Origin of the sequence: Acidovorax sp. sic0104 (assembly GCF_019219095.1) — a bacterium.
In the GTDB taxonomy this organism is placed as follows: domain Bacteria; phylum Pseudomonadota; class Gammaproteobacteria; order Burkholderiales; family Burkholderiaceae_C; genus Acidovorax.
The window spans coordinates 178,967-204,387 of sequence record NZ_JAHUWH010000002.1 but is presented as its reverse complement, the minus strand read 5'-3'; the positions used below and the strand labels follow the sequence as shown (position 1 = coordinate 204,387).

The following is a 25,421-nucleotide window of genomic DNA, read 5'->3' as shown; positions in this document are numbered from 1 at the left end:
AACACGAACGGAGACCCACCATGCCTTTCGCCCATGCCCTGCGGGCCCTGCAGCCCCACCCGTCCACTGCCGCCGGTCTGCGGCGCAAAGTCCTGCCGGCCGCATTGGCCATGCCTGTGCTCATGGCCGCGTGCGGCGGTGGCAATGGCGATGCTGCGGCCCAGCCGGTCACGCCCGCCGCGGCCTGCGCCGACCTGCCAGCCAAGGCGGGGCTGGCGGCCACGACGCTCACCACCAGCTACGTGGCGGCCGACACCAAACGCCCGGGCGGTGCCGCCAGCGGTGCATTCCTGCCCGGCCACTGCGTCGTCACGGGCGCCATCAACCCCCGCGTGGGCGTGGACGGCAAGAACTACGCCATCGGCTTCCAGCTGAGCCTGCCCGACAACTGGAACGGCCGCTTCCTGTTCATCGGCGGGGGCGGCAACGACGGGATCCTGCGCGACACCTCGCTCAGCTCCAGCATCTCGGTCGGCACGCCGTCGCCGCTGGGCCAGGGTTTTGCGGTGGTTTCCACGGACGCGGGGCACAGCGGAACATCGGCCAGTTTCGGGGCCGACCCGCAGGCGCGCATCGACCATGCCTACAACTCCTACGACAAGACGGCCGTGGCCGCCAAGTCGCTGATTGGAACGCGGTATGGCCGCAAGCCCGACCATTCGTACTTTTCGGGCTGCTCGGGCGGCGGGCGCCAGGGGATGATGTTCTCGCAGCGCTTCCCGGACTACTTCGACGCCATCACGGCGGGCGCGCCGGCCATGCGGGTCTCCAGTGGCGCCACCGTGGCCGCGATGTGGAACACCATCCAGTTCGACGCCATCGCCCCGCAGGACGCGTCGGGCAAGCGCATCCTGTCGCAGGCGTTCAGCAATGCCGACCTGAACCTCGTGGCCAACGCGGTCAAGGCATCGTGCGACGCGGCCGACGGCGTGGCCGACGGGCTGGTCAATAACGTGAAGGCCTGCCAGTTCGATCCGGCAGTGCTGCAGTGCAGCGGTGCCAAGGGGGCGGATTGCCTGAGCGGCGCGCAGGTGGGCGCGCTCAAGAGCGTGTTCAGCGGCCCGCGCAACTCTGCCGGCAAGGCGCTGTACGCCGGCCAGCCCTGGGACCCGGGCCTGGCCGCACCAGGCTGGCGCAGCTAGACGCTGGGCAGCTCGGCCACCGCCACGCCCGATGCGCGCTACATCACGCTGATGGTGGACGCGTTGGTGAACGAGTTCTTCACGCCGCCGGACCTGACTTTCAACCCGCTGACCTTCAATTTCGACACCGACCCGGCCCGCATGGAAGCGTATTCGGCCATCTACGACACCTACCGGGACGACAAGCTCGCCGCGTTCAAGCAGCGCGGCGGCAAGATGTTGTTCATCCACGGCATGTCCGACCCGATCTTTTCGGCCTTCGACACCCTGGACTACTACGAGCGCCTGGCCGCCAACAACGGCGGCATGGCGGCCACCCAGGGCTTTGCGCGCACCTTCCTCGTGCCGGGCATGAACCACTGCTCGGGGGGGCCGGCCACGGACAACTACGACTCGATCCAGGCCATGGTGGACTGGGTGGAGAAGGGCGTCGCCCCAGACACCATCGCCGCCAAGGCCCTGCCCACCAACGCCGACATGCCGGGCCGGACACGGCCGCTGTGCGCCTACCCGAAGTTCGCCAAGTACAAGGGCTCGGGCAGCGTGGAGGACGCCAGCAGCTTCGTCTGCGCGGCGGAGTAGGCCAGGTCCAGGCCAGCCTACTTGCGGTTTTTCGTGGCTGCGGGGGCGGGCAGCTGCAGCTGCGCCTCCTGCACCACCCGCACGCAGTCACGCAGGTGCTGCTCGCCCAGGTAGCGCAGCGTGGCGTACCCGATGGTGGCGGCCACGGCCTGTCCGGCCAGGGGCACGTACTTGGCGGCCTGCTTGGTGGTCAGGCGCACGCCCACGGTCTGGGTCGCCCTCAGCACCAGTTCACGCGTCACGAGCTTGCCGATCAGCACCGAGCCGACCAGGCTGACTGCCTTTTGCACCTGTTCGCGCTTGTGCGGGTCGAGCTGGTCTATCTGCTGCGCCGACAGGCCGAATTCGGCGTTGATCTGCGGCAGCAGGCGGGAGAGCAGGGCCGCGTCCACTGCCCAGTCAAGGCCTGGTATGGGCACGGCGCTGGCGGCGGCAGCCACGAGAGCTCGTTTGTGCAGCAGTTCACGGCTGCGCCGTACTGCAGCCTGCAGTGCCGGGTTGCCGGCGGCCATCTGGAGAGAAGTGGGCATGGTGAAGGCGAATCCTCTGTGGGAACTGTGGGTCAATGGCCGTGGACATGGGCAGCTTGCCGGAGGCAGGCAATTGTTCTCGCAGCCACGTTGTCCCCGAAAAGATGGGGCCTTTGGACAAGTGGTCGGGGGCCTGTCACCACGGCCTCGCTCTGACGAGGCCGAACAGCGCCAGCAGCGCCATGGCACCGATGATCGATGCGATCCAGCCCGCCGCTTCCCCTTGCTGGTACCAGCCGAGCGCCATTCCGACGTAGGTGGCCAGGAATGCGCCAGCAACACCCAGCAGCGCGGTCATGATCCATCCGAGATGGTCCTTGCCTGGCTTGAAGGCGCGCGCCAGCAGCCCCACCACCAAGCCCACCAACAGTGTTCCTATCAAGGCCATCGTGATCATTCCCTTTCTACATCGACTGGTTGTCGAAGAATGTAGGGATGGCATCAACGACCGGCTGTCGGACGACATGCACTGTGGGCGTCCCGCGAGGCTTGACCAGGATACGGTAGGAGGCCTGTCAGGGCCGGCCCAGCGCCCGTTCGTACAGGCAGTGGTGGAACCTGCGCGCCGGCAGGGGCAGGCCCGAGATCTCGTGCTCGCAATCGCTGCAGGCATATCGCCCGGCGGGCAGTGCGGCGTAGGCAGCCTCGGTGAGCAGAATTTCGCCCGGACCCGCGATGTCCTCGCCCAGCTTGCAGGCGCAGTTCATCTCCGGGCCGAAAAGATCTTCATGGGCGATCACGAGGGTGGGCCCGTAGCCGATTCCGCCACTGACGGCCAGCGCGCGCTCTGGCGGCAGGACGGCATTCATGGCCTCCAGCGCGCGCAGGGTGTCCAGTGCGGCCTCCAGTGCCTGCTCGGCACTCGAAAACACGGCGAACAGGTTGTCCGCCTCCTGCTTGATGACTTCACCCCCGTTTCCCTCGATGGCAGGGCGCGCCGCCTGCTCCATCTGATGGATCATCGCCAGGAAGTGGATGATTCCGTGCCTGGCCGTGATGCGCGAAAAGCCGCACATGTCCAGCACCAGGATGGCCACATCGCGCACGAACGCAGCCTCGATGGCCGCGTCCACCTCGCTCACGCCGTGCGGCAGCTGGTTGCGCTGCGAGAGCAAGCGGCGCAGGTAGGCCCTATCGTGCGGGGTGTCGTCGGCGGCGGACTGCGGCGTGGGAGCGTTGGAGAGCATGGCAGGCTTGTGGGCGGTGTCCGACATGGTAGCGCGGCAGGTACTGGCTGTGCACCTTTCGCGGGCTGCCTACATTGAGCTGTCGGTACCGCGAATCCGCGCAGCGATTCGCGGTTGCAAGCTCACAGATCAGGAAAGGATGACCATGGCAAGAATCTTCAAATCCCGCTCCTTCCCTCTGGTGTTCGTCGCAGTTTTGTCGCTGGGCGCGGCGCTGGCAACCCCCCGAACAGTGCTGGCACAAGTCGGCGACGAGTCCTCACTGGCCCGTGGCGCAGTGGCAGACGCCACGCCGCAGCAACGGTATCAGACGGCCATCCGCGAGGCGGGTGGAGGTCTGAAGGTCAGCCTGGAAGAATGCCGAAGCATGGGCGCGCCCGACCGCAGGAGTTGCGAGTCGCAGGCCCGTGCACGCTACCAGGCCGACATGACAAAGGCCAAGGCGATCCTGCGCGGAGACCCCTCGGCCGGGCCGGTGAACGTGGTGGGAGGGCCTATCCGCAGCACCGAAACGGTCTACGAAATCAAGCGGTAGGGTGGGAGAGGGCACGCCGCGATGCAATGCCGCAAGCGCTGGTGGAGCAGACGCTGCGCGTGCACCGTGCGGCGCCGTCGCTTACTTGGACGAGGCAGCGTCCTTGTCCGTTGCAACGCGGCGGGCGCCGTTGAAGCGCCGGGCCCAGTACGTCACGCCCATGTCCTCCACGCGCACTTCGCTGCCGCTGCGCGGAGAGTGGATGAACTTGTTGTCGCCGACGTAGATGCCCACGTGGCTGAAGTTGCGTCGCATGGTGTTGAAGAACACCAGGTCGCCGGGCTGCAGGTCTTTCTTGTCGATCACCTGGGTGGCGGCGGCTTGCTGGTCGGCGCGCCGTGGCAGCAGAAGGCCTACGGTCTGCTCGTACATGGCCCGCACGAAGCCGCTGCAGTCGAAACCGATTTCAGCGCTGTTGCCGCCACGCTTGTAGGGTACGCCCAGAAAACCCATCGCGTGAATGGCCAGGTTGGAGGCGTTGTCCGCAACGGTATGGGCTTTGTCGGCGACGCGATGGCTCACGTCTTCAAGCCGCGTCAGCAGGCCCTTGTCCGCAATCAAGCGGTCCATCTCGTCGGTGTTGGCCCCTTGGGGTGCCGCCTGGGCGGTGGTGGCGCAGGCCACGAGGAGGATGCAAAGCCATCTGGACATGGGGGCGAAGGGTAACACGTACGCTTACTTATAAGAAATAATCAACATCGCAAGCTGTTGATTTCGTTCATCTAAATCAAGCTCGGCCCTGTATATACGGGGTGGTGGCGTGCGCGCGGCAGTGTTCGTAGCGCGGGCAAGAGCTTGACTGCCGCAAAGGGGTATTTCTCGTCCCGGGCAGGTTGCAGATTCAAGGAGCGTTGTGTGAAGAGTGGCGACAAAACCAGGCCTGTATCGCGGGTCACGTTGACGGCACAAGCGTGTGCAGCTATTTCTTTGGTAGCAGGCGGGTGGAGCGCGGCCCTGGCGCAGTCCGCCGCCCCTGCGGTGGCGTTGACCCCGGTCGCGACCGGCCTGGCCAACCCGTGGGCGGTCGCGTTTTTGCCGGACGGGCAATTTCTGGTGACCGAGCGCCCGGGTCGCATGCGTGTCATCCAGGCGACAGGGCAGGTCGGCCCCGCGCTCGATGGGGTGCCGCAGGTGGCAGCCGGCGGGCAGGGCGGTTTGCTCGATGTGGTGACGGATGCGGACTTCGCCCGCAACCGGCGCATCTTCTTTTGCTTCTCCGAACCTGCGGCGGGTGGCGGCTCGGGCAACAGCACGGCGCTCGCACGCGCCACGCTGGCTGCGGACGCACGCAGCCTGCAGGACGTGAAGGTCATCTTCAGCCAACGCCCCAAGGTGGACAGCAGCCTGCATTTCGGCTGCCGGATCGTGCAGGCGCCGGACGGCAACCTGCTCCTGACCCTGGGCGAGCGGTTCCATCGCAAGGACGATGCGCAAAAGCTCGACAACCACCACGGCAAGATCGTGCGCATCACGCCCGACGGGGCCGTGCCTGCGGACAATCCATTTCGCCAGCGCCAGGGCGCCTTGCCCGAGATCTGGAGCTACGGCCACCGCAATCCCCAGGGTGCGACCCTGGCCCCGGACGGAACCTTGTGGATGCACGAGCACGGTCCGCAAGGCGGCGACGAGATCAACCTGCCGCAGCCGGGCCGCAACTATGGCTGGCCGGTGATCACCTATGGCGAGAACTACGGCGGCGGCAAACTGGGCGAAGGCACCGCCAAGGCCGGCATGGAACAGCCGCTGCACTACTGGGTGCCGTCGATCGCACCGTCGGGCATGGCGTTCCTGACAAGCACACGCTATGGGGATTCCTGGAAGGGCAGCCTTTTCGTGGGCTCGCTCAAGTTCGGCACGCTGCACCGGCTGGAGGTGGCGCAGGGCAAGGTGCAGCGCGAAGAAAAGCTGCTGCAGGGCAATGGCGAGCGCATCCGTGACGTGCGCCAGGGCCCGGACGGCCTCTTGTACCTGCTGACCGACAGCCCGAACGGTCGGCTGTTGCGACTGCAGCCTTCCTGAGCGCGCGGCCGGTCACGGAGCGGCCGGACGGGGAAGGGCTGCGACAATGCCCCCATTTCCAGAGAACACGCCAGCCCCCGAGGCGGCCTCCATCCATGCTGCTTGACGCCACAGAATCCCAACTCGTCCTGGTCGACTACCAGGAGCGCCTGATGCCCGCCATCTTCGAAGGCCCTGCCGTGCTGGCCAACGCCCGCCGGTTGGCGCAGGTCGCGGCAATGCTGGAGGTGCCCGTGTGGGGCACCGAGCAGAATCCTTCGCGTCTGGGCCCGAACGACGCTGCGCTGCGCGCTTTGTGCCAGAAAACCCTGGCCAAGATGCATTTCAGCGCCACCGAAGAAGGCCTGGGCGAATGGCTGCGACCACCCGCGCGCCCCCAGGGCGGCAATGCGCGCAGCCTGCCCAAACACCTGCAGAAGCCCGCCCAGCAGGCCCCCGAGCGCGGCACCGTCGTCATCGCCGGCTGCGAGGCCCATGTGTGCCTGCTGCAGACGGCGCTGCAGCTCATCGAGGATGAGTTCGACGTCTGGGTGGTGACCGACGCCTGCGGCTCGCGCACCGAGCGCAACCGCGACGCTGCCTTCGACCGCCTCGCCGGCGCGGGCGCCGAACTGGTCACCACCGAAATGGTGGCCTTCGAGTGGCTGGGCAGCTGTGAGCACCCGGCGTTCAAGGATGTGCTGGCGCTGATCAAGTAGCCGAACAGCCAGGACGCCACGAGGCCAGATGGCGGCATTCAAGTTGCAGCCCGGCCTCACCAGCTACCGCTTCTTGATATTTTTTTGCCGCTACCTCTTATGGGTACTGCGTCTATAGCTATTAAAACAATAGTGAATTGAAGCCTCTGGTGGCAACCCTGCCGCAGGGCTTGCCCTGAAGCCATGCGCGTGGCCGCACCTGCCGGCAGCCAGTGGAGGGGCGGGCGTTGTGGAAAAGGATTCGCCAGGTCAGGCGAGGTAGGGCCTGAGCAGCGTGACCGCCAGGCCGGTCAGTCCGCAGGCGGCCAGCAGCGGCAGCACGCCCCACTTCAAGCGGAACAGTGCCACGCCGGCCGCCACGGCGATAGCGGCGGAGACCGCATCGAATGGCCCGCTCAAGCCCTTGGGCCACAGCAGGTGGTAGGCAAAGAACAGCGCCAGGTTCAGGATCACGCCCACCACGGCGGCGGTGATGGCCGACAGCGGTGCGGTGAACCCGAGCTTGCCATGCGTGGCCTCCACAAGGGGGCCACCGGCCAGGATGAAAATGAACGAGGGCAGGAAGGTGACGAAGGTCACCACCACGGCGCCGGCTGCCGCGCCGGCGAACAGCGCGTCCGGTCCCCACACCTGCTGCAGCCAGGCGCCGACGAATCCCACGAACGCCACCACCATGATCAGCGGGCCGGGCGTGGTTTCACCCAGCGCCAGGCCGTCGATCATCTGCGGGCCGCTGAGCCACTGGTACTGCTCCACCGCGCCCTGGACCACGTAGGGCAGCACGGCGTAGGCACCGCCAAAGGTCAGCAGCGCGGCCTTGGTGAAGAACCAGGCCATCTGCGTGAGCGTGCCCTGCCAGCCCTGCGTGGCCACCAGCCCCGCCATGGCTCCCAGCCACAGCGCCAGCCCGGCCCCCAGCACCTTGGCCAGGTGGCTGCGAGAAAAGCGGGCGTGCCCGGGCGTGGGCGTGTCGTCGTCGATGAGTGCGGGGCCGTAGCCCTGGTGCGCGGTGGCATGCCCGCCGCCCAGCGCGAACACGGCAGGCCAGCGCCGTGCGCCAAAGTAGCCGATCAACCCTGCGGCCAGCACGATGGCGGGAAACGGCGCCTTGAACGCAAAGATGGCCACGAAGGAGGCTGCGGCGATCCCCCACATCCAGCCGTTCCTGAGCGCGCGCATGCCGATGCGGTGCGCAGCATGCAGCACCAGCGCCGTCACGGCGGGCTTGATCCCGTAGAAGATGCCCGCCACCACCGGCACGTCGCCAAAGCGCAGGTAGACCCACGACAGCGCAATGAGGATGAACAGCGAGGGCAGCACGAACAGGGCACCTGCTGCAATGCCGCCCCAGGTGCGGTGCAGCAGCCAGCCGATGTAGGTGGCCAACTGCTGGGCCTCGGGGCCGGGCAGCAGCATGCAGTAGTTGAGGGCGTGCAGGAAGCGCTTTTCGCTGATCCAGCGGCGGCGTTCCACCAGCTCGGCGTGCATGATCGCTATCTGCCCCGCAGGCCCGCCGAAGCTGATGAAACCGAGCTTGAGCCAGAACAGCAGGGCTTCGACAAATGACACGGGGGCAGGGGGAATCGGCGCCTTCATGGGCTCCGAGTTTGACAGCACGCGATGGCGCTTGAATACATATCGATATGCAATGCCCCGGGGTGCTGCGCCGGCGAGCGGGCGCTGCCGACAACGGATTGCACAGCAAGCGTCAGTTTGCCGCAAGCCCATCATGAATAATTATGAATTCAAAACCAGCCAGCCTGGTCCGGACCCAGAGATGCGAGGAGACACCCCATGAGCCGCTACGCCGACTTCTATCGCCAATCCATCGACCAGCGCGACGCCTTCTGGGCAGAACAATCCCGGCTGATCGACTGGCACACGCCGCCCCGGCAGGTGTGCGACTACAGCAACCCGCCGTTTGCCAACTGGTTCGTGGGCGGCACCACCAACCTGTGCCACAACGCGGTCGACCGCCACCTGGCGCAGCGGGCCACCCAGCCTGCGCTCGTGGCGATCTCCACCGAGACCGAGACAGAGCGCAGCTACACGTATGCCGAGCTGCACGCCGAGGTGCAGCGCATGGCGGCCGTGCTGCAGTCCCTGGGTGTGAAGAAGGGTGACCGCGTGCTCATCTACATGCCCATGATTGCCGAGGCAGCCTTCGCCATGCTGGCCTGCGTGCGCATCGGGGCGCTGCATTCGGTGGTGTTCGGCGGCTTTGCATCGGGCTCGCTGGCATCGCGCATCGAAGACGCCGGCCCGGTGGCCGTGATCAGTGCCGATGCCGGGTCGCGCGGTGGCAAGGTCGTGCCGTACAAGCCGCTGCTGGACGAGGCGATTGCGCTGTCCAGCCACAAGCCCGCCGCCGTGCTGATGGTCAACCGGGGCATGGCCCCCATGCACCTGCAGCCTGGCCGCGACCACGACTGGACAGCGCTGCGGGCGCAGCACCTGGACACCACCGTGCCCTGTGAATGGGTGGAAGCCACGCACCCGAGCTATACGCTCTATACCAGCGGAACCACGGGCAAGCCCAAGGGCGTGCAGCGCGATACCGGCGGGTACGCCGTGGCGCTGGCCGCGAGCATGAAGCACATCTTCGACGCCAAGGCCGGGGATGTGTACTTCGCCACCAGCGATATCGGCTGGGTGGTGGGGCACAGCTACATCATCTATGGCCCGCTGATCGCCGGCATGACGACCATCATGTACGAGGGCCTGCCCACGCGGCCCGACGCGGGCGTGTGGTGGAGCATCGTCGAGAAGTACCAGGTCACGCACATGTTCTCGGCCCCCACGGCGGTGCGGGTGCTCAAGAAGCAGGACCCGGCCTACCTCGCCAAATACAACGTGAAAAGCCTCAAGGCCCTGTGGCTCGCGGGCGAGCCGCTCGACGAACCCACTGCGCAATGGATCAGCAATGCCTTGCAGGTGCCCATCATCGACAACTACTGGCAAACCGAGACCGGCTGGCCCATTCTCACCCTCGCCAACGGTGTGGAGCCGCAGACCGCGCGCTTCGGTAGCCCCGGCAAGGCCATGTACGGCTACGGCGTGAAGCTTGTCGACGAGGCCACGGGCGAGGAACTGACGGCCCCCCACCAGAAGGGCGTGGTCGCCATCGAGGGCCCGCTGCCGCCCGGCTGCATGCAGACCGTGTGGCGCGACGATGCGCGTTTTGTCAACACGTATTGGAAAAGCATTCCCGGTCGGCTGATCTACAGCACCTTCGACTGGGGCATCCGCGATGCCGACGGCTACCACTTCATCCTGGGCCGCACGGACGACGTGATCAACGTCGCGGGCCATCGCCTGGGCACGCGGGAGATCGAGGAGAGCATTTCTGCCCACCCCAACATCGCCGAGGTGGCTGTGGTCGGCATCGCCGATGCGCTCAAGGGCCAGGTCGCAATTGCGTTCGCCGTGGCGCGGGATGCGTCGGGACTGGTGGACGATGCGTCTCGCTTGCGGCTGGAGGGTGAGGTGATGAAGCAGGTCGATGGCCAGCTGGGCGCGGTGGCGCGCCCGGCGCGGGTCTACTTTGTGACGGTGCTGCCCAAGACGCGCAGCGGCAAGCTGTTGCGCAGGGCGTTGCAGGCGGTGGCCGAGCGGCGGGATCCGGGGGATTTGACGACGATGGAGGATCCGGCGGCGCTGCAGCAGGTGAGGGAGCTGGTGGGGCGCTGAGGGTTGGCCGTTGTTTCGCTGGGCTTGCCTGCTTCTAGATTGTTGAAGGGCCGTAGCCGGGGTGCTTCACCCTGCATCACCCATCCGGGCCAAGCCTGTCGAAACCTGGGCTTGCCCGCCATCGGCCCGCGCTTGTTCGGCGCCATCCGTTCGGGTTGAGCTTGTCGAAACCGGGGCGCTGCTCGCGGGCTCGCTGATGGGGCAGCATGCTTGTGTTGAGTGCGGGAGCCGGGGTGCGCGCCCGGCGGCGCGGTAACTTTCTTTCGCGTCGCCGAAAGAAAGTCACCAAAGAAAGGGCGACCCCCAGTCTGCGACCCCTTCGCTGCGCTACGGGGCGACCTGCGTCGGGGCGGTTGCGGGGTGCGCCGCAGAACTCACTGCGCGCCGTTGGCGCTTCGTTCAAACAACTGCGGCGAGTCAGTGCACGAAGCATGCGCGCACTGGCGCGCATGCTCACCCCGTAACCGCCCCGCCGCAGGCGCTGCCAGCAGGGGGTGGACAGCCGAACAGCCGAACAGCCACACGGGCCATCGCGTTGCTCGGCCCCGCCCGCGCAGCGCGTGGCGCTTGCGCCCGCGAGATGGGGCCGAGCGCAGCAATGGCCCGTGTGGCTGTTTGGCCCCCATCCCTTCTGGATGCGCCTGGGGCGCGCAGGGGGCGGGGTGGGCGTGTGCCGAAGGACACACGCCTTCGTGCTCTGACTTGCCGCAGTTGTCTGAACGAAGCGCTGCAGGCGCGCAGTGAGTTCTGCGGCACACCCCGCGCCCGAGCACCCCGGGTTGCCCCGCAGCGCAGCGAAGGGGACGCAGACAGCAGGGTCGCCTTTTCTTTGGTGCCTTTCTTTTGGCGAAGCAAAAGAAAGACACTCGCCGCCGGGCGACTCCCGGCCTCCGCCCTTGAACCAGGCATGCTGCCCCTCAGCGAGCCCGCGAGCGCGCCCCGGTTTCGACAAGCTCAACCCGAACGGGCGGGGGTAAGGCGCCCCGGTTTCGACAAGCTCAACCCGAACGGGCGGGGGTAAGGCGCCCCGGTTTCGACAAGCTCAATCCGAACGGGCGGGGGGTAAGGCGCCCCGGTTTCGACAAGCTCAACCCGAACGGGCGGGGTGAGGCGCCCCGGTTTCGACAAGCTCAATCCGAACGGGCGGGGGTGAGGCGCCCCGGTTTCGACAAGCTCAACCCGAACGGGCGGGGGGGAGGCGCCCAGGTTTCGACAGGCTCAACCCGAACGGGTAGGGTGGGCGCCCCGGCTTCGTCGGGCTTGCCCTGGCGCTATGCTCACCCATCAAACCCTATACCCACACCGCCAAGGACCCCACCCATGCGCCCAGCCGTAGCCAACCTCGAAGCCTCCAAGATCCGCGAAGTCGCCAATGCCGGCATGGGGCGCGCCGACGTGCTGGCGTTCTGGTTCGGCGAGAGCGACGAAGTCACGCCCGAGCCCGTGCGCCAGGCCGCCATGGAATCCCTGCAGCGGGGCGAAACCTTCTACTCCCACAACCTGGGCCTGCCGGAGCTGCGCCAGGCTATCGCCACCTACGCCAGTGCACTGCACGGCCCCATCGGCGCGGACCGGATTGCGGTGACCTCGGGCGGCGTGAGCGCGCTGATGATCGCGATGCAGGCGCTGGTCGATGCGGGCGACGAGGTGGTGGCCGTGACGCCGGTCTGGCCCAACCTCACGGCCCAGCCCGCCGTGCTGGGTGCCCGGGTGCGCTGTGTGCCGCTGAAGGCCGAAGGCGGTGCCTGGACGCTGGACCTGCAGGCGCTGCTGGACGCTGTCACACCGGCCACGCGCCTTCTCATCGTGAACGCACCCAACAACCCCACCGGCTGGACGCTCACACGGCAGGAGCAGCAGGCCATCCTGGACCATTGCCGCCGCACCGGCACCTGGATCCTGGCGGATGAGGTGTACGAGCGCCTGTACTACGCGCCCACGCCAAGCGGCTGTGCGCCGAGCTTTCTGGACATCGCCGATGCGCAGGACCGCCTCATCGTGGTGCAGAGCTTCTCCAAAAGCTTTCTGATGACAGGCTGGCGCCTGGGCTGGCTGGTGTTGCCGCACGCGCTGGTGGATGCCGTGGGCAAGCTGATCGAGTTCAACACCTCGTGCTCAAGCGTGTTCACGCAGCGGGCAGGTCTGGCGGCGCTGGAGCACGCGGGCGAGATCACGCCGCCGCTGGTGGAGCACATGCGCCGCTGCCGCGACACGCTGCTGCCCCGGCTGGCCGCGCTGCCGCAGGTGGAGGTGGCCAGCCCGCTCGGCGGGATGTACGCGTTTTTCCGGTTGAACGGCTTCGATGATTCGCTCGACGTGGCGCAGCGGCTGGTGAGCGAGGCCGGGCTGGGCCTGGCGCCGGGCAACGCGTTCGCGCCCGAGGCGCAGGGCTGGCTGCGCTGGTGCTTTGCCTCCAAGGACCCGGCGCGGCTGGAGGCGGGCGTGCAGCGGCTGCAGGGCTGGCTGGCGACATCCGCGCGGAGTTGACGAGGGGCAGGGCAGGGCAGGACAGGGCGCAGCGAAAACTCGGCGCCGGGCTCTGTCCTGCGCAGACTGACACTTTTTATGACGCTCTGTTTTTGATAGCTGCTGTCGCTTTGCAGGAGCGCGCTAGCGGGTCTTTTTACCTGAATCCGCCGTGCGCGGGCCGCGTCCAGCCCGGTGGCGGCTGCCATTCCGATGCCCAACTGAGGAAGTCCCAGAGCGGCATGGGCCGTGCGATGCAGTAGCCCTGGGCCTGTGTGCAGCCCAACTGCAGCAGCATCTGCCCTTGCTCGACCGTCTCCACGCCTTCCGCGATCACCCGGTAGCCAAACGAGCGGGCCAGCCCGATCACGCCCTGCACGATGGCAAGGTCGCCTGGGTCGCCCATCATCCCGTGCACGAAGCTCTGGTCGATCTTGAGGGTGTCCATGGGCAAACGGCGCAGGTACGTGAGGGACGAGTAGCCGGTGCCGAAATCGTCCAGCGACACCGCCACCCCCAGCGCACGCACGGCAGTCAGCGTCTGCGCTACGGCGGCCAGGTCATACAGCGCGGCGCTTTCGGTGATCTCGATTTCCAGCAACTGGCCCGGCACGCCGGGGTGCCGCGCGAGGCATTCGGCCATCCAGTGCGCAAAGCGTGGGTGCTGCAGGTGCTGCGCCGCGATGTTCACGCTGATGGGCAGGCCTGGCGCGCTCTGGCGCGCCTGCATCTGCTCGAGCACGTCGAGCGCGGCCTCGACGACCCATTCGCCGAAGCTGATCTCCAGCTCGGTGCCCTCCAGCATCGGCAGGAACTCGCCGGGCGAGATGATGCCGCGCTGCGGGTGTTGCCAGCGGGTCAATGCCTCGGCGCCCACCACGGTGCCGGTCTTCATGTCCACTTTGGGCTGCAGGTACAGCGTGAACTGAGCGTCTGCCAGTGCGCCTTGGAGGTGCCGGCCCTGCTCGCGCAGCAGTTGCAGCGCGCGCTCCTGGGCGGCGTCGAACTGGTGGAAGCGGTTGCGCCCCGCCTGCTTGGCGGCGTACATGGCCTGGTCGGCATGCCTGAGCAGCGCGTCGGCATCCGCGTCGTCCTGCGGGAACACGGTGTAGCCGATGCTGGCGGTGACCACCACGCGTTCGGTGTCCAGGGTGTAGGGGGCCGAGATGCTCTCCATCACACGCTCGAGCATGCGCTCGCAGTGCTGCACGGACTCCAGCTGGGGCATCAGGATCACGAACTCGTCGCCCCCCAGCCGCGCCACCGTGTCGAGCGGCCGCAGGGCGCGGGTGAGACGTCCGGACACCACGACCAGCAGGCGGTCGCCGGCGCCGTGGCCCAGGCGGTCGTTCACGGGCTTGAACCCGTCCAGGTCCAGGTAGGCCACGCCCAGCTGGGTGCCGTCCTTGCGGGCCTGGCCCATGGAGTCCTGCAGCTTGCGGGCCAGCAGCACGCGGTTGGGCAGGCCAGTGAGCGCGTCGTACAGCGCCAGCCGCTGCAGCAGCACCTCCTGCTCCCGCTGGGGAGTCACATCGATCGCCACGCCCAGCATGCGCGCCGCGCGGCCGGCCGGGTCGAAGTCGACGATCTTGCCCAGATTGCGCACCCAGCGCACGGCATCGCCGGCCTGGTTCACGCGCCAGGTGGCGTCAAAAGGGGTTCCCGGGTGAGCGGTGTGGCGGGCAAGCTCGGCAGTGATGCGGTCTATGTCGTCGGGCGCGATGCCGCTGGTCCACTGGATGGCGGACGAAGTCGCGGGCAGGGGCGCCAGCGGCGGGAGTCCGCGCATGGCGCGCCAGCGGTTGTCGCCGCCCACGGTGCCGGCCTGCAGGTTCCAGTCCCACAGTCCCAGTGATGCGGCCGAAATGGTGAGCGAGAGAAGCTCCTCGCGCTCGCGCACCCGCTCCTCGCTCTTCTTGCGGTCCGTGATGTCGTGCACCGAGAACAGCCAGCAGGGCTCGCCGTCGAATTCCGTGGCACGCATGGACTGCAGCACCGTGCGGGGCGGGCCGCCCCGCACGTTCAGCGTGATCTCGTAGCCAGCCAACTGGCCCGTGCCGCCTTCGGCCTCCATGAGGCGGGTGCGGTCTTGCTGGGTGAAGATGCCCAGCTCGATGGCGGTCCGCCCGATGGCCTCTTCGCGCGGGATGCCCAGCATCTCCACCCACGCGGGGTTGATGTCCACGTAGCGCCCATCGCTGCGGTGCGACAGGCCCAGGGGGTAGGGCATGAGGTGGAAGATGCGCGAGAAGCGCTCCTCCGAGTGGCGCAGGCGCTGGTCAGCGCGCTTGGCTTCGTCGATGTCCTGCATGACGCCGCGCACGCGTGTGACGCGGCCGTTCTCCACCACGGGCTCGCCACGAGCGCGCACCCACACCTGGCGGCCGTCCGCGTGCAGCACCTCCATCTCCATGCTCCATTCGGTGCGCTCGCGGATGCTCTGCCGGATGCTCTCGCGCAGCGCGCCGCGGTAGGCGGGCGCCACCAGGCGGTCGATGTAGTCGTGCGGCATCGGCGCGCCGGCGGGCAGGCCGTGGATGTCGAAGCACACGTCCGACCAGTAGACCAGGCCCTTGCCGCGCTCGTCCTCCCAGGCGCCCAGGCGCGCCATACGCCCGGCCTGCTGCAGCAGGCTGTTCAATGCCCGAAGCTCGTCGCCGGTGCGCTGGGCCTCTGTCATGTCGTGGAAGATGAAGACGAAGCAGTTTTCACCATCCACTAGCACGGAGCGTGCCGACATGAGGCCCGGAATGCGTACTCCGCGCCCCTGGGCCACCAGGGGCAGTCGGTCCACCTGGCCGTCGCGCCGGAAGGCATCGATGAGCCGCGCGCGCTCCTGCGGCGAGGCCCAGATGTCGAGCTCGGTGGACGTGCGGCCGATGACCTCTTCGCGCGGGCGCCCCAGGATCTCGCAAAAGGCCGGGTTCACGTCGATGTAGCGCCCATCGGAGATGCGCGAGATGCCCGCCGGGTCGGGCAGCGTCTGGTAGAAGGTGGTGTATTTGGCCTCGGAGGAGCGCAGGGCGTCCTCGACCTCGCGGTGCGCCGTGATGTCCACATCCATGCCGATCAGGGCGATGGGACGGCCTGCGGCATCGCGCCGCGCCACGGTGCCGCGCGACATCAGCCAGCGCCAGCGGCCGGAGGTGTCCTGCACGCGGAATTGCGCCTCGTAGGTTTCGTCCAGCCCGTCCATCGCGCGGGCGAGGCGGGCGGCATTGCGCTCGGCATCCAGCGGATGGCGCTTTTCGTACCAGCGCTCCCACAGGCCGTCGGCGTCGGAGTCGTCACAGCTCAGGCCGAAGGCCTCATAGAACTTGCCATGGCAGCGAAACCGGCGCTCCAGCACGTCCCATTCCCACCGGCCGCCGCCCAGTGAGTCCATCGCCAGCTGCAACTGCTGCTCGCGCTGCATCAATGCCTGCTGGGTGCTGGTGCGGGCCAGTTCCGCGCGGGCCTTGCCGGCCAGCAAAAGCCGGCCCACGCCCAGCATCAGGAAGCCTGCGCCGTGATGCCAGGGAAGCGGGGTCGGCCACGGTCCGAAAGGGCTGGATGCCTGGTTGGCCAGCCACAGGCAGGCTGACGCCGTCAGCGGCAGCGTGATGGTCATGCCCGCCAGCGAAATCCAGGCAGCCCAGCGCAGCGGCAACCGCCGCGCGCCACGGCGCCAGGCCCAGGCCAGCAGCCAGGTGGCGCCCAGCACCATCACGGCGGGGGGCGTGGCTGCCGGCGCCATGAAGACCACCGCCAGCAGCGCAGCCAGGGCCGTGATGGCGGCAGGCAGTCCGCCAAAGTAAAGGCCCATGAAGGCCACCACGGTCGGGTAGGCGACCAGGCCCAGTTCTGGCGCATTCCAGTGGAGTGCGGTGTAGGAGGCCACCGAAACGGCACCGCCCGCCGCGCCCAGCAACCAGAGCGTGCGGCGCGATGGGCGCAAGGCTTCTTGCGGGGGCAACCACTCCAGCACCAGCAGGAGCGTCATCAGCACCGTCCCCGCCATCAGGGTGTTGTTACCCATGGCGGCTCATGTGGCAGAGCCAGCGCGGGCAGTCACGGCGCATGGGGACGCCGGACCACGCCCTGGGGAGGGGGCGGCCTGCATCGGCACCGTGTCCGGCATTGCAAGGAGCGGGGGTCGGATCGCAGCAGCCCGGAGGGAAAACCATTCCCCGAGTTTATGGCTGTTCCGGCACCCCACGCCCGGGGCGCAATGTCCTGATAAGCCCCGTTGACAGCAACGTGCCGCAGACAATCACGAGCGCGCAGCCCACCATCCACGGCGTGATGCGCTCACCCAGGAACACTGCGCCATACAGCACGGCGAAGACCGGCGCGATGAACGTCACGGCCAGCGCGCGGCTGGGCCCGGCGCTGGCGATCAGGCGAAAGTACAGGATGTAGGCGATGCCGGTGCACAGCACCGCCATGGCCACGACGGCGCCCCAGGCGCGCGCGCCCGGCATCTGTGCCGGCCACAGCCACAGCGTGGGCAGCGCCAGGCCCAGCGCCGCGCCCAGTTGGCTGCCGGTGGCCGTTGCCAGCGCAGGGATGCCAGTAAGGTGGCGCCGCGCGAAACTGGCCGACACCCCATAGAAGCACGACGCCAGCAGGCACGCGCCGATGGCCCACTCGGCGCTGTCGGTCTTGAAGCCCGTGCCCGCCGGTGCGCGCCAGGCGAGCAGCGCAACGCCCACGAAGCCCAGTGCCAGGCCTGCCCAGCGCAGCCGGTTGATGCGGTCGCCCAGCCACACCCAGGCGACCAGGGCGCCGAACAGCGGCACCGTGGCGTTCAGAATGGACGACAGTCCGGTGGCGATGTGCAGCACCGCCCACGAAAACAGGGCAAACGGGATCGCCGAGTTGATCACGCCCGCGAACATGATGGGCCGCCAGTGCTGGCGGAACGCGGGCCAGTGGCCCTGGCGCAGCATGATGGGCCACAGGAACAGCGTGGCCAGCGCCACGCGCAGCCCGGCGGTGGGCAGCGGGCCGAACTCCGAGGCCCCCAGCCGCATGAAGAGGAAGGATGACCCCCATAGTGCCGCCAGCAGAGTGAATTCGCCGATCCAGGCGGTGACGGGTTGGCTTCCCGGGCTGTTCATGCGTGCGCTTTCTTCTGAAGTGTGGAGGGGGCGGCAGGGAGCAGCAGGCGCTGCACCGGGTGCCCGGGCGCAACGTGGGCGTGCGCGGCCTGCCCTGGCACATTCTCCAGCACCAGCAGGGCGGTCTTGCGCTCCAGTCCGCCAGCGTAGCCGGTCAGGCTGCCGTCGGCCCCGAGCACGCGGTGGCAGGGCACCACCACACTCAGCGGGTTGCGCCCCACGGCGGCGCCCACGGCGCGCACGGCCAATGGCCGGCCCAGCTGCTGGCTCAGGCGCCCATAGCTCGTGGTGCCGCCCCGGCCGATGGCCAGCAGCGCGCGCCAGACCTCCTGCTGGAACCCGGTGCCGCCGGACAGGTCCAGCGGCAGGTCGAAGCCGTCACGCACTCCCTGCAGGTACTGCTGCAACTGGCCTGCAGCCTCCTGCAGCAAGGTGTGGCCCGCCGCCTCGGCCCAGGCGCGTTCGCCGTGCAGCCAGTGGGTGGGTTCGTGCCGCTGGCCTTCGAACCAGACGCCGCACAGCCCTTCGGGCGACGCCGCCAGGCGCACCGGCCCGAGGGCGGTGGTGGCGCGGGCCTGTACGGTGTGGGGGTGGTAGAACATGGGGAATTCCTGGATTTTTTTGATAAAGATTGGCAGTTGCGTCAAGCTGCATAACCGCGAGCAGCTATTGTTTTGGTAGCGATTCAGCCGTCCCGCTGGAATGCGGGGACGGCGCTGGAACGGTCGTTCCAGCTGCCCAGGCCCGCAATACCGCATAGCTGCGCCAGGGCCTCCATGCCTCGGAGGCCGCCGTGGCCGCGCGGGCGGGGTGTTTCTGGCCCTGCACGCCCAGCGCCTTGTGCAGCGCCACGTCGCCGGCCGGGAAGGCGTCGGGCCAGCGCAGCACGCGCATCGCGATGTACTGCGCCGTCCAGTCACCAATGCCGGGCAGCGCGCACAGCGCTGCCGTAGTGGCGGCCACGTCGGCACCCGCGTGCAGCGCCAGGCCGCCGCTGTCCACCGCCCGCGCCAGCGCCACGATGGCGGCCTGGCGCTGGCGCACGATGCCCATCTGGCCCAGTGTGTCGCCGTCGGCCGCGGCCAGCGTGGCGGCGGTCGGGAACAGGCGGTTCAGCTCGGGCCAGGGCGTGTCGATGGGCTCGCCCAGCCGCGCCACCAGCCGCTGGCCCAGCGTACGGGCCGCGGCCACGGTGATCTGCTGGCCCAGAACAGCGCGTACCGCCAGCTCGAACCCGTCGAAAGCGCCGGGCACGCGCAGCCCGTCGCCGTCCGGAAAGCAGGGGTGCAGCACCGCGTTGACGGCCGCCGGGTCGGCGTCCAGGTCCAACATGGCGCGCACGCGGCGAATGACGAGCGGCAGCACCGGGTACAGGCTGTCGCTGGTCTGCAGCAGCACTTGGTGGCGGGCCGTGTCAAAGCGCGCGCTGAACCAGCCCGTGGTCTCGCCCGGCAGGCCTGTGCAGGCGGACGGCAGGCGCACCGTGCGCCCCAGCGTGGCCTCTGCAGGCCGTACCCATTCGACACCGTGGAACTGCCGGCGCTCGAAGAACGCCAGCAGCGCTGCCACATCGAACGGTGGGCGCCACGCCAGGCGCAGCGTGCTGCCGTTGCTGTCCGCCTCCCCGGTGGCGGGCCTGGCGGGCGTGGCACCGCTGCGCCGCAGCTGGGTGGGGTTCAGGCCATAGTGCCCGGCGAACGCCGCATTGAAGCGGCGCACGCTCGCGAAGCCGCTGGCCAGCGCCACCTGGGTGACGGGCATGCGGGTGTCGGTGAGCAGCTGCTTGGCGGTCAGAAGGCGCCGGGTCTGTAGGTACTGCAGGGGCGAGACGCCCAGCGCCGCTTCGAAAATGCGTCGCAGGTGCCGGTCGCTCACGCCCAGCCGTTCGGCCAGGCGGGCCACGGTGGCGCCGGTCTCGGCAGCGCGCGAGGCCTGCGAGGCACCGGGGGAGGGCTGCGCCGGCCAGAGGTCGGGCGCATCCAGCAGGCGCACGGCCTGCTGCACCAGGATGCTGCTCGCGTCCTGCACCGACCACACCAGCGCCTGGGGTGCGAGCTCGGGACGGCAGCGCAGGCAGGGCCGAAAGCCCGCGCTCTCGGCCTGCGCGGCCAGCGCGAAGAACCGGCAGTTTTCGCGACGGGGCGTGCGCACCGCGCAGACGGGGCGGCAGTAAATGCCGGTGGACGTCACGCCGGTGAAGAAATGCCCGTCGAAACGGGCATCCCGCGCCACCACGGCCAGGTATCGGCCGTCATCCGCAGCAGGATCTGCGGTGGAGGAATGGGGCGTGGAAGTCGGCGAAATCATGGCCCGATCATAGGGAACCCGTGCCCGTGGACTGGCCGTTTTCGGACATATGCCTCGCGCCGCACGGGGTGCGGTATCGGGTGGCGTCAAATGTGCCGCCTACAATGCGGCGGACTTTTCCAATTCCTTCACACAAGGCCCCCGAACGTGCAACTTACGCCCGCCATTTTCAAAGCCTATGACATCCGCGGCATCGTGCCCTCCACCCTGAACGAAGCCGTGGCCCTCGGCCTGGGCCGGGCCTTTGGTACCGCCGCCCGCGCCGAAGGCCAGTCCACGGTGGCCGTGGGCCGTGACGGACGCCTGTCGGGCCCGGCGCTGTCGGCGGCGCTGATCCAGGGGCTGGTGGAGGCGGGCATCGAGGTGATCGACGTGGGCCTTGTCACGACGCCGATGCTGTATTTCGCAGCCAGCACGCTGTGCCAAAGCGGCATCCAGGTCACCGGCAGCCACAACCCCAAGGACTACAACGGCTTCAAGATGGTGCTCAATGGCCGCGCCATCTACGGCGACGAGATCCAGGGCCTGCGCCGCACCATGGAGCAGGAAAGCTGGCAACTGCAGGCCAGCGGCTCCGTACGGCATGTGGACGTGCTGCCGGCCTACACCGAGCGCATCGTGGGGGACATCCGGCTTGCCCGCCCGCTCAAGGTGGTGGTGGACTGCGGCAACGGCATTGCCGGCGCGTCGGCCCCCGGCATCTTCCGTGCGCTGGGCTGCGAGGTGACCGAGCTCTTCTCCGAGGTGGACGGCAACTTCCCCAACCACCACCCGGACCCGAGCAAACCCGAGAACCTGCGCGACCTGATCGAGGCGCTCAAGACCAGCGACGCGGAGCTGGGCCTCGCGTTCGACGGCGACGGCGACCGCCTGGGCATCGTGACCAAGGATGGCACCAACATCTTCCCCGACCGCCAGATGATGCTGTTCGCGCAAGACGTGCTCTCGCGTGTGCCCGGCGGCGAGATCATCTTCGACGTGAAGTGCACCCAGCGCCTGGCGCCGGCCATTGCCGCCGCAGGCGGCGTGCCCGTCATGTTCAAGACCGGCCACTCGCTCATCAAGGCGCGCATGAAGGAAACGAATTCGCCGCTCGGCGGCGAGATGAGCGGCCACATCTTCTTCAAGGAGCGCTGGTACGGCTTCGACGATGGCACCTATGCGGGCTGCCGCCTGCTGGAGATTTTGAGCCGGTCGCAAGACCCGAGCGCCGTGCTCAACGCACTGCCCACCAGCTTTTCCACGCCCGAGCTCAACGTGGCATGCGCCGAGGGCGAGCCGCACCGGCTGACGGCCGATCTGCAGGGCCTGGCGGCAGGCGCCTTCGCCGCGCCAGCGGCGGTGAGCACCATCGACGGCCTGCGCGTGGACTGGCCGGACGGCTTCGGCCTGATCCGCGCCAGCAACACCACGCCGGTGCTGGTGCTGCGCTTTGAAGGCCACACGCCCGAAGCGCTGGCGCGCATCGAGGCGGTCATGCTCGCGCTGCTGCACAAAGTCAAGCCCGACGCCCACGTGGGCGCGGCCAGCCATTGAACTGTCCCCTGACCCGAACCTTCACCGTAGATTGTTAGCGAGCTGCCTGCGTGACCTCACTGTTTTCGACCCCCTTGCGCATTGCCGCTGCACAGTCGCCGTCCGTCCCCGCAGACGTAGCGCGCAACGTGCAGACGCACCTGGCCTTCGTGCGGGTTGCGGCCAGCCGCGGGGTGCAGGTGCTGCTGTTTCCAGAGCTGTCGCTCACCGGCTATGAGCCGTCGGTGCTGGCCGCGAATGTGCTGCACGCCGGCCACGCGGCGCTGGCGCCGCTGCGCCAGGCAGCGCGCGACCACGGCATGGCGCTGGTGGTGGGCGGCCCCGCCGACCCGGTCGTCGAGGGTGAACTGCCGGCCATCGGCGCCTGGGTGCTGGGTGCGGACGGCACAGCGGCGCTGTACCGCAAGCGCCACCTGCATGCGAGCGAAGAAAGCTTTGCCAGCGCGGGCACCGACGACGCCCAGGTGCACCTTCTCGCGGGTGAGCCCATGGGCATGGCCGTCTGCGCAGACATCACCCATGCCGAGCACGCCAGCGCCGCCGTCAAGGCGGGCGCCACGCTGTACGCCGCTGGGGCGCTGATCAGCCACAAAGGCTATGGCCCCGAAACGGAGATTCTGCAAGGCTACGCGCGCGAGCACGGCATGGGCGTGCTGCTGGCCAACTACAGCGGACCCACTGGCGACTACGTCAGCGCGGGCGGCAGCGCCTTCTGGGAGCCCGGTGGCCGCTGCGTGGTGGCGGCCGATGGCGACGAGCCCTGCGTGGTCTGGGCCGCACGCGGCGACAGCGGCTGGGGCGGCGGCGTGTTGGCCGTAGACCCGCGCCTGGTCCCCGCATGAACCCGGTCCGTGCGCTCTATTCGTTCGTGACCTGGGGTGCGCAGCCCCTGCTGCGCCGCAAGCTGCGTCGACGTGCGCAGTCCGAGCCCGGCTACGGCCATGCGGTGAGTGAGCGTTTCGGCCGCTATCCAGCGCCCATCGACAGCCTGATGCCCCACAGCAGCTCCGACCCCCTGGGCCGGTTCGTGTGGATCCACGCCGTCTCGTTGGGCGAGACCCGCGCCGCCGCCATCTTGTTGGCGGCGCTGCGCGCACAACTGCCCGGCATGCGCCTGTTGCTCACCCACGGTACGGCCACCGGCCGCGCCGAAGGGGAGAAGCTGCTGCAGCCGGGCGACGTGCAGGTCTGGCAGCCCTGGGACACGCCGGGTGCTGTGGCGCGCTTTCTGCGCAAGTTCCGCCCCGCCATCGGGATCCTGATGGAGACCGAAGTCTGGCCCAACCTGGTGGCAGGTTGTCGCCGGCGCGGCATTCCACTGGTGCTGGCCAACGCGCGGCTCAATGCCAGGTCCCTGCGCAACGCGCAGCGCCTGGCGCCGCTCGCACGCCCCGCATTCGCCGGGCTGACCGCCGTGTGGGCCCAGACCGAAGCCGATGCCGACCGGTTGCGCGCCATCGGCGCGAAGGTGCGCGGCGTATTCGGCAACCTCAAGTTCGACGTGGTGCCCGATGCGGCCCAACTGGCCCAGGGCCGCGCCTGGCGTGACCACGCGGCGCGGCCGGTGGTCATGCTGGCCAGCAGCCGCGAGGGCGAGGAAGCCATGTGGCTGGAGAGCTTCTTGCAAAAAACCGCCGTGCCGCTTGCAGGTACGTCGCAGAGTGCTATGAAAAATGAAGCGCCTGCCACCCTGGCGATGGCCAGTGGCGTGCAGTGGCTCATCGTGCCGCGCCACCCTCAGCGCTTCGACGAAGTGCACCAGTTGCTCATTCGAGCGGGGTTGACGGTGTCGCGCCGCAGCGCCTGGGGGGCTGGGCCGGATGCAGCCGACGTGTGGCTGGGCGACTCGCTGGGGGAAATGGCCCTGTACTACGGCCTGGCCCATGTGGCGATGCTCGGCGGCAGCTTCGCTGCACTGGGCGGCCAGAACCTGATCGAAGCCGCCGCCTGCGGTTGCCCGGTGGTGCTCGGCCCGCACACCTTCAACTTCCTGGAGGCCGCAGAGCTGGCCTGTGCTGCGGGCGCGGCCCGGCGTGTTCCGGACATGGCCGCAGGCGTGGCCCAGGCCAACATCCTGGCGCTTGATCCGGCATTGCAGGCGTCGGCCAGCCAGCGCGCCAGCCGGTTTGCCAGTGAGCACCGTGGCGGGGCGTCGGCCACGGCACAGGCCGTGCTGGCCATCGTGCAGCCTGCCGGCGCAGGGGCCGGTTAAGTGGCTGCGTTCCGCGTCCCGTCTTGCGGCGGGGCGCCCAGGACTACCTGGCCAGCAGCGCGTTGATCGCCTCGACGTCCTGCTGTGTCAGCGTGCCGGCGGCCTGGCGCAGCTTGAGGGTGCCCAGCAGCACGTTGTAGCGGGCCTGGGCCAGGTCGCGCTTGGTCTGGAACAGCTGGCTTTGCGCGTTGAGCACGTCGATGTTGATGCGCACGCCTACCTGGTAGCCCAGCTTGTTGGCATCGAGCGCGCTCTGGCTGGAGGCTTCTGCGGCTTCCAGGGCCTGCACCTGGCCCTGGCCCGATTGCACACCGAAGAACGCTGCGCGCGTGGCCTGGGCCACGTTGCGGCGGGTGGTTTCGAGGTCGGCCACGGCTTTTTCTTCCAGCGCCAGGGTTTCGCGGATGCGGTTTTGCACCGAGAAGCCGGCGAACAGGGGCAGGTTGAAGGCCACGCCCACGCTGGCGCTGTTGGTGCGGCTGTTCACGCCCGGCGAGGTGACGGTGCCGTGCGGGTTGCGCGTGATGTTGTAGCCCGCCTGCAGGTCCACGGTGGGCAGGTGGCCCGTCTCGGCCTTCCTGGTTTCAAGCCGCGCGATGTCCAGGGCAATGGCGGCCTGGCGCACGCCGGGCTGCTGGTCGCGCGCGGTGTCCACCCAGGTGGCAACGTTGTCGGGTTGCACCGTGGGCAGCGGTACGGGCAGCGCCAGGGGCTTGGGCGTGGTGCCGGTGATGCCCACCAATTGGTCGAGTGCCAGGCGCTTGACGCGCAGGTCGTTCTCGGCGGCGATCTCCTGGGCGATCACGAGGTCGTAGCGCGCCTGGGCTTCGCGCGAATCGGTCACGGTGGTGGTGCCCACCTCGAAGTTGCGCTTGGCAGAAGCCAGTTGCTCGGACACGGCGGCCTTTTGCGCCTGCACGAAGGTCAGTGTGTCCTGCGCGGCCAGCACGTCGAAGTAGGCCTGGCTCACGCGCACCAGCAGGTCCTGCGTGGCGGCATCGAGCTGGGCCTGGGCCACATCGACGCCACGCTGGCCCTGCTCCAGCGTGATGCGGTTGGCGGGGCGGTACAGGGGCTGCGATGCCTGAACGCCCACGGTCTGTTGCGTGCCGGTGTTCTCCACCGGGGGACGGCTCAACTCCACATTGGCCCGCGACAGGCCGGCCGTCAGTCCGGCGCTGGGCAGCAGGCCGGCGCGCGCCTGATCGGCGCGGCGCGCTGCTGCATCGAGCTGGGCCCGGGCCGACTGCCAGGCCGTGTCGTAGGTGCGGGCCGATTCCACCACTTCCAGCAGGCTCTGGGCCTGCGCGGGCGTGCACAGCGCCGTGAGCAAGGTCCCCAGTGCCAGGGACAGGAGGGACAAAGGATGTGGCCGGAGCGGGGTCGTCATGAAAGTCCTTCGGAAAAGTCTGCGG

Annotated in this window: 18 protein-coding genes and 1 pseudogene; 9 read left to right on the top strand and 10 right to left on the bottom strand. The window is 68.6% G+C overall.

Annotation, left to right across the window (positions count from 1 at the left end; genetic code table 11):
- The first annotated feature begins 20 nt into the window (after positions 1 to 20).
- Positions 21 to 1,724 (top strand): annotated as a pseudogene (locus KW835_RS05085) (tannase/feruloyl esterase family alpha/beta hydrolase).
- 17 nt (positions 1,725 to 1,741) lie between these two features.
- Here the strand turns inward: KW835_RS05085 and KW835_RS05080 are convergent.
- From KW835_RS05080 to KW835_RS05070, 3 genes are all read right to left on the bottom strand, one after another.
- On the bottom strand, positions 1,742 to 2,254 hold the full coding sequence (locus KW835_RS05080; RefSeq protein ID WP_218381217.1) for a hypothetical protein: 513 nt from the start codon (positions 2,252 to 2,254) through the stop codon (positions 1,742 to 1,744).
- 136 nt (positions 2,255 to 2,390) lie between these two features.
- Positions 2,391 to 2,642, bottom strand: a complete 252-nt coding sequence (locus KW835_RS05075) for a GlsB/YeaQ/YmgE family stress response membrane protein (protein WP_218381534.1) — start codon at positions 2,640 to 2,642, stop codon at positions 2,391 to 2,393.
- A gap of 127 nt (positions 2,643 to 2,769) precedes the next feature.
- Positions 2,770 to 3,468: an adenylate/guanylate cyclase domain-containing protein gene (locus KW835_RS05070; protein ID WP_255593293.1), complete on the bottom strand. Its 699-nt coding sequence runs from the start codon at positions 3,466 to 3,468 to the stop codon at positions 2,770 to 2,772.
- A gap of 118 nt (positions 3,469 to 3,586) precedes the next feature.
- Here KW835_RS05070 and KW835_RS05065 point away from each other — a divergent pair, with 118 nt between their 5' ends.
- Positions 3,587 to 3,976, top strand: coding sequence for a hypothetical protein (locus KW835_RS05065; RefSeq protein WP_218381216.1), 390 nt, complete (start codon positions 3,587 to 3,589; stop codon positions 3,974 to 3,976).
- 81 nt (positions 3,977 to 4,057) lie between these two features.
- On the opposite strand, the gene KW835_RS05060 is transcribed toward KW835_RS05065, so the two are convergent.
- Positions 4,058 to 4,627, bottom strand: coding sequence for a C40 family peptidase (locus KW835_RS05060; RefSeq protein ID WP_218381215.1), 570 nt, complete (start codon positions 4,625 to 4,627; stop codon positions 4,058 to 4,060).
- Between the two features lie 246 nt (positions 4,628 to 4,873).
- On the opposite strand from KW835_RS05060, the gene KW835_RS05055 reads away from it, so the two are divergent.
- On the top strand, positions 4,874 to 5,995 hold the full coding sequence (locus KW835_RS05055) for a PQQ-dependent sugar dehydrogenase (protein ID WP_370633592.1): 1,122 nt from the start codon (positions 4,874 to 4,876) through the stop codon (positions 5,993 to 5,995).
- Between the two features lie 95 nt (positions 5,996 to 6,090).
- The gene (locus tag KW835_RS05050; RefSeq protein WP_218381214.1) at positions 6,091 to 6,693 is read left to right on the top strand and encodes an isochorismatase family protein; all 603 of its coding nucleotides are present in this window, start codon (positions 6,091 to 6,093) and stop codon (positions 6,691 to 6,693) included.
- A 249-nt stretch (positions 6,694 to 6,942) separates the two neighbouring features.
- Here KW835_RS05050 and chrA read toward each other — a convergent pair whose 3' ends face one another.
- Positions 6,943 to 8,289, bottom strand: a complete 1,347-nt coding sequence (gene chrA, locus KW835_RS05045) for a chromate efflux transporter (protein ID WP_218381213.1) — start codon at positions 8,287 to 8,289, stop codon at positions 6,943 to 6,945.
- 198 nt (positions 8,290 to 8,487) lie between these two features.
- On the opposite strand from chrA, the gene KW835_RS05040 reads away from it, so the two are divergent.
- Both KW835_RS05040 and KW835_RS05035 read left to right on the top strand, forming a co-directional pair.
- Positions 8,488 to 10,383, top strand: a complete 1,896-nt coding sequence (locus tag KW835_RS05040) for a propionate--CoA ligase (RefSeq protein WP_218381212.1) — start codon at positions 8,488 to 8,490, stop codon at positions 10,381 to 10,383.
- A gap of 1,293 nt (positions 10,384 to 11,676) precedes the next feature.
- A complete protein-coding gene (locus tag KW835_RS05035) occupies positions 11,677 to 12,870 on the top strand; it encodes a pyridoxal phosphate-dependent aminotransferase (RefSeq protein ID WP_370633591.1) in 1,194 nt (397 codons plus the stop codon).
- 136 nt (positions 12,871 to 13,006) lie between these two features.
- Here KW835_RS05035 and KW835_RS05030 read toward each other — a convergent pair whose 3' ends face one another.
- From KW835_RS05030 to KW835_RS05015, 4 genes are all read right to left on the bottom strand, one after another.
- On the bottom strand, positions 13,007 to 16,867 hold the full coding sequence (locus KW835_RS05030) for an EAL domain-containing protein (RefSeq protein WP_218381210.1): 3,861 nt from the start codon (positions 16,865 to 16,867) through the stop codon (positions 13,007 to 13,009).
- Between the two features lie 157 nt (positions 16,868 to 17,024).
- Entirely contained in the window at positions 17,025 to 17,951 is a 927-nt protein-coding gene (locus KW835_RS05025) for a DMT family transporter (protein ID WP_218381209.1), read from the bottom strand.
- On the bottom strand, positions 17,948 to 18,553 hold the full coding sequence (locus tag KW835_RS05020; RefSeq protein ID WP_218381208.1) for a methylated-DNA--[protein]-cysteine S-methyltransferase: 606 nt from the start codon (positions 18,551 to 18,553) through the stop codon (positions 17,948 to 17,950). The genes KW835_RS05025 and KW835_RS05020 overlap by 4 nt, the downstream gene beginning before the upstream one ends.
- Positions 18,554 to 18,617: 64 nt before the next feature.
- The gene (locus KW835_RS05015) at positions 18,618 to 20,258 is read right to left on the bottom strand and encodes a DNA-3-methyladenine glycosylase 2 family protein (RefSeq protein ID WP_218381207.1); all 1,641 of its coding nucleotides are present in this window, start codon (positions 20,256 to 20,258) and stop codon (positions 18,618 to 18,620) included.
- A gap of 147 nt (positions 20,259 to 20,405) precedes the next feature.
- On the opposite strand from KW835_RS05015, the gene KW835_RS05010 reads away from it, so the two are divergent.
- The 3 genes from KW835_RS05010 to KW835_RS05000 are packed head-to-tail and all read left to right on the top strand — an operon-like array spanning position 20,406 to position 24,006.
- Positions 20,406 to 21,794 (top strand): phosphomannomutase/phosphoglucomutase, encoded by a 1,389-nt coding sequence (locus tag KW835_RS05010; RefSeq protein ID WP_218381206.1) that lies wholly within the window; start codon positions 20,406 to 20,408, stop codon positions 21,792 to 21,794.
- A gap of 50 nt (positions 21,795 to 21,844) precedes the next feature.
- A complete protein-coding gene (locus KW835_RS05005; protein WP_218381205.1) occupies positions 21,845 to 22,636 on the top strand; it encodes a carbon-nitrogen hydrolase family protein in 792 nt (263 codons plus the stop codon).
- Positions 22,633 to 24,006: a 3-deoxy-D-manno-octulosonic acid transferase gene (locus tag KW835_RS05000; RefSeq protein WP_218381204.1), complete on the top strand. Its 1,374-nt coding sequence runs from the start codon at positions 22,633 to 22,635 to the stop codon at positions 24,004 to 24,006. The genes KW835_RS05005 and KW835_RS05000 overlap by 4 nt, the downstream gene beginning before the upstream one ends.
- Positions 24,007 to 24,049: 43 nt before the next feature.
- Here KW835_RS05000 and KW835_RS04995 read toward each other — a convergent pair whose 3' ends face one another.
- Entirely contained in the window at positions 24,050 to 25,396 is a 1,347-nt protein-coding gene (locus KW835_RS04995) for a TolC family outer membrane protein (RefSeq protein WP_218381203.1), read from the bottom strand.
- Positions 25,397 to 25,421 lie beyond the last annotated feature (25 nt).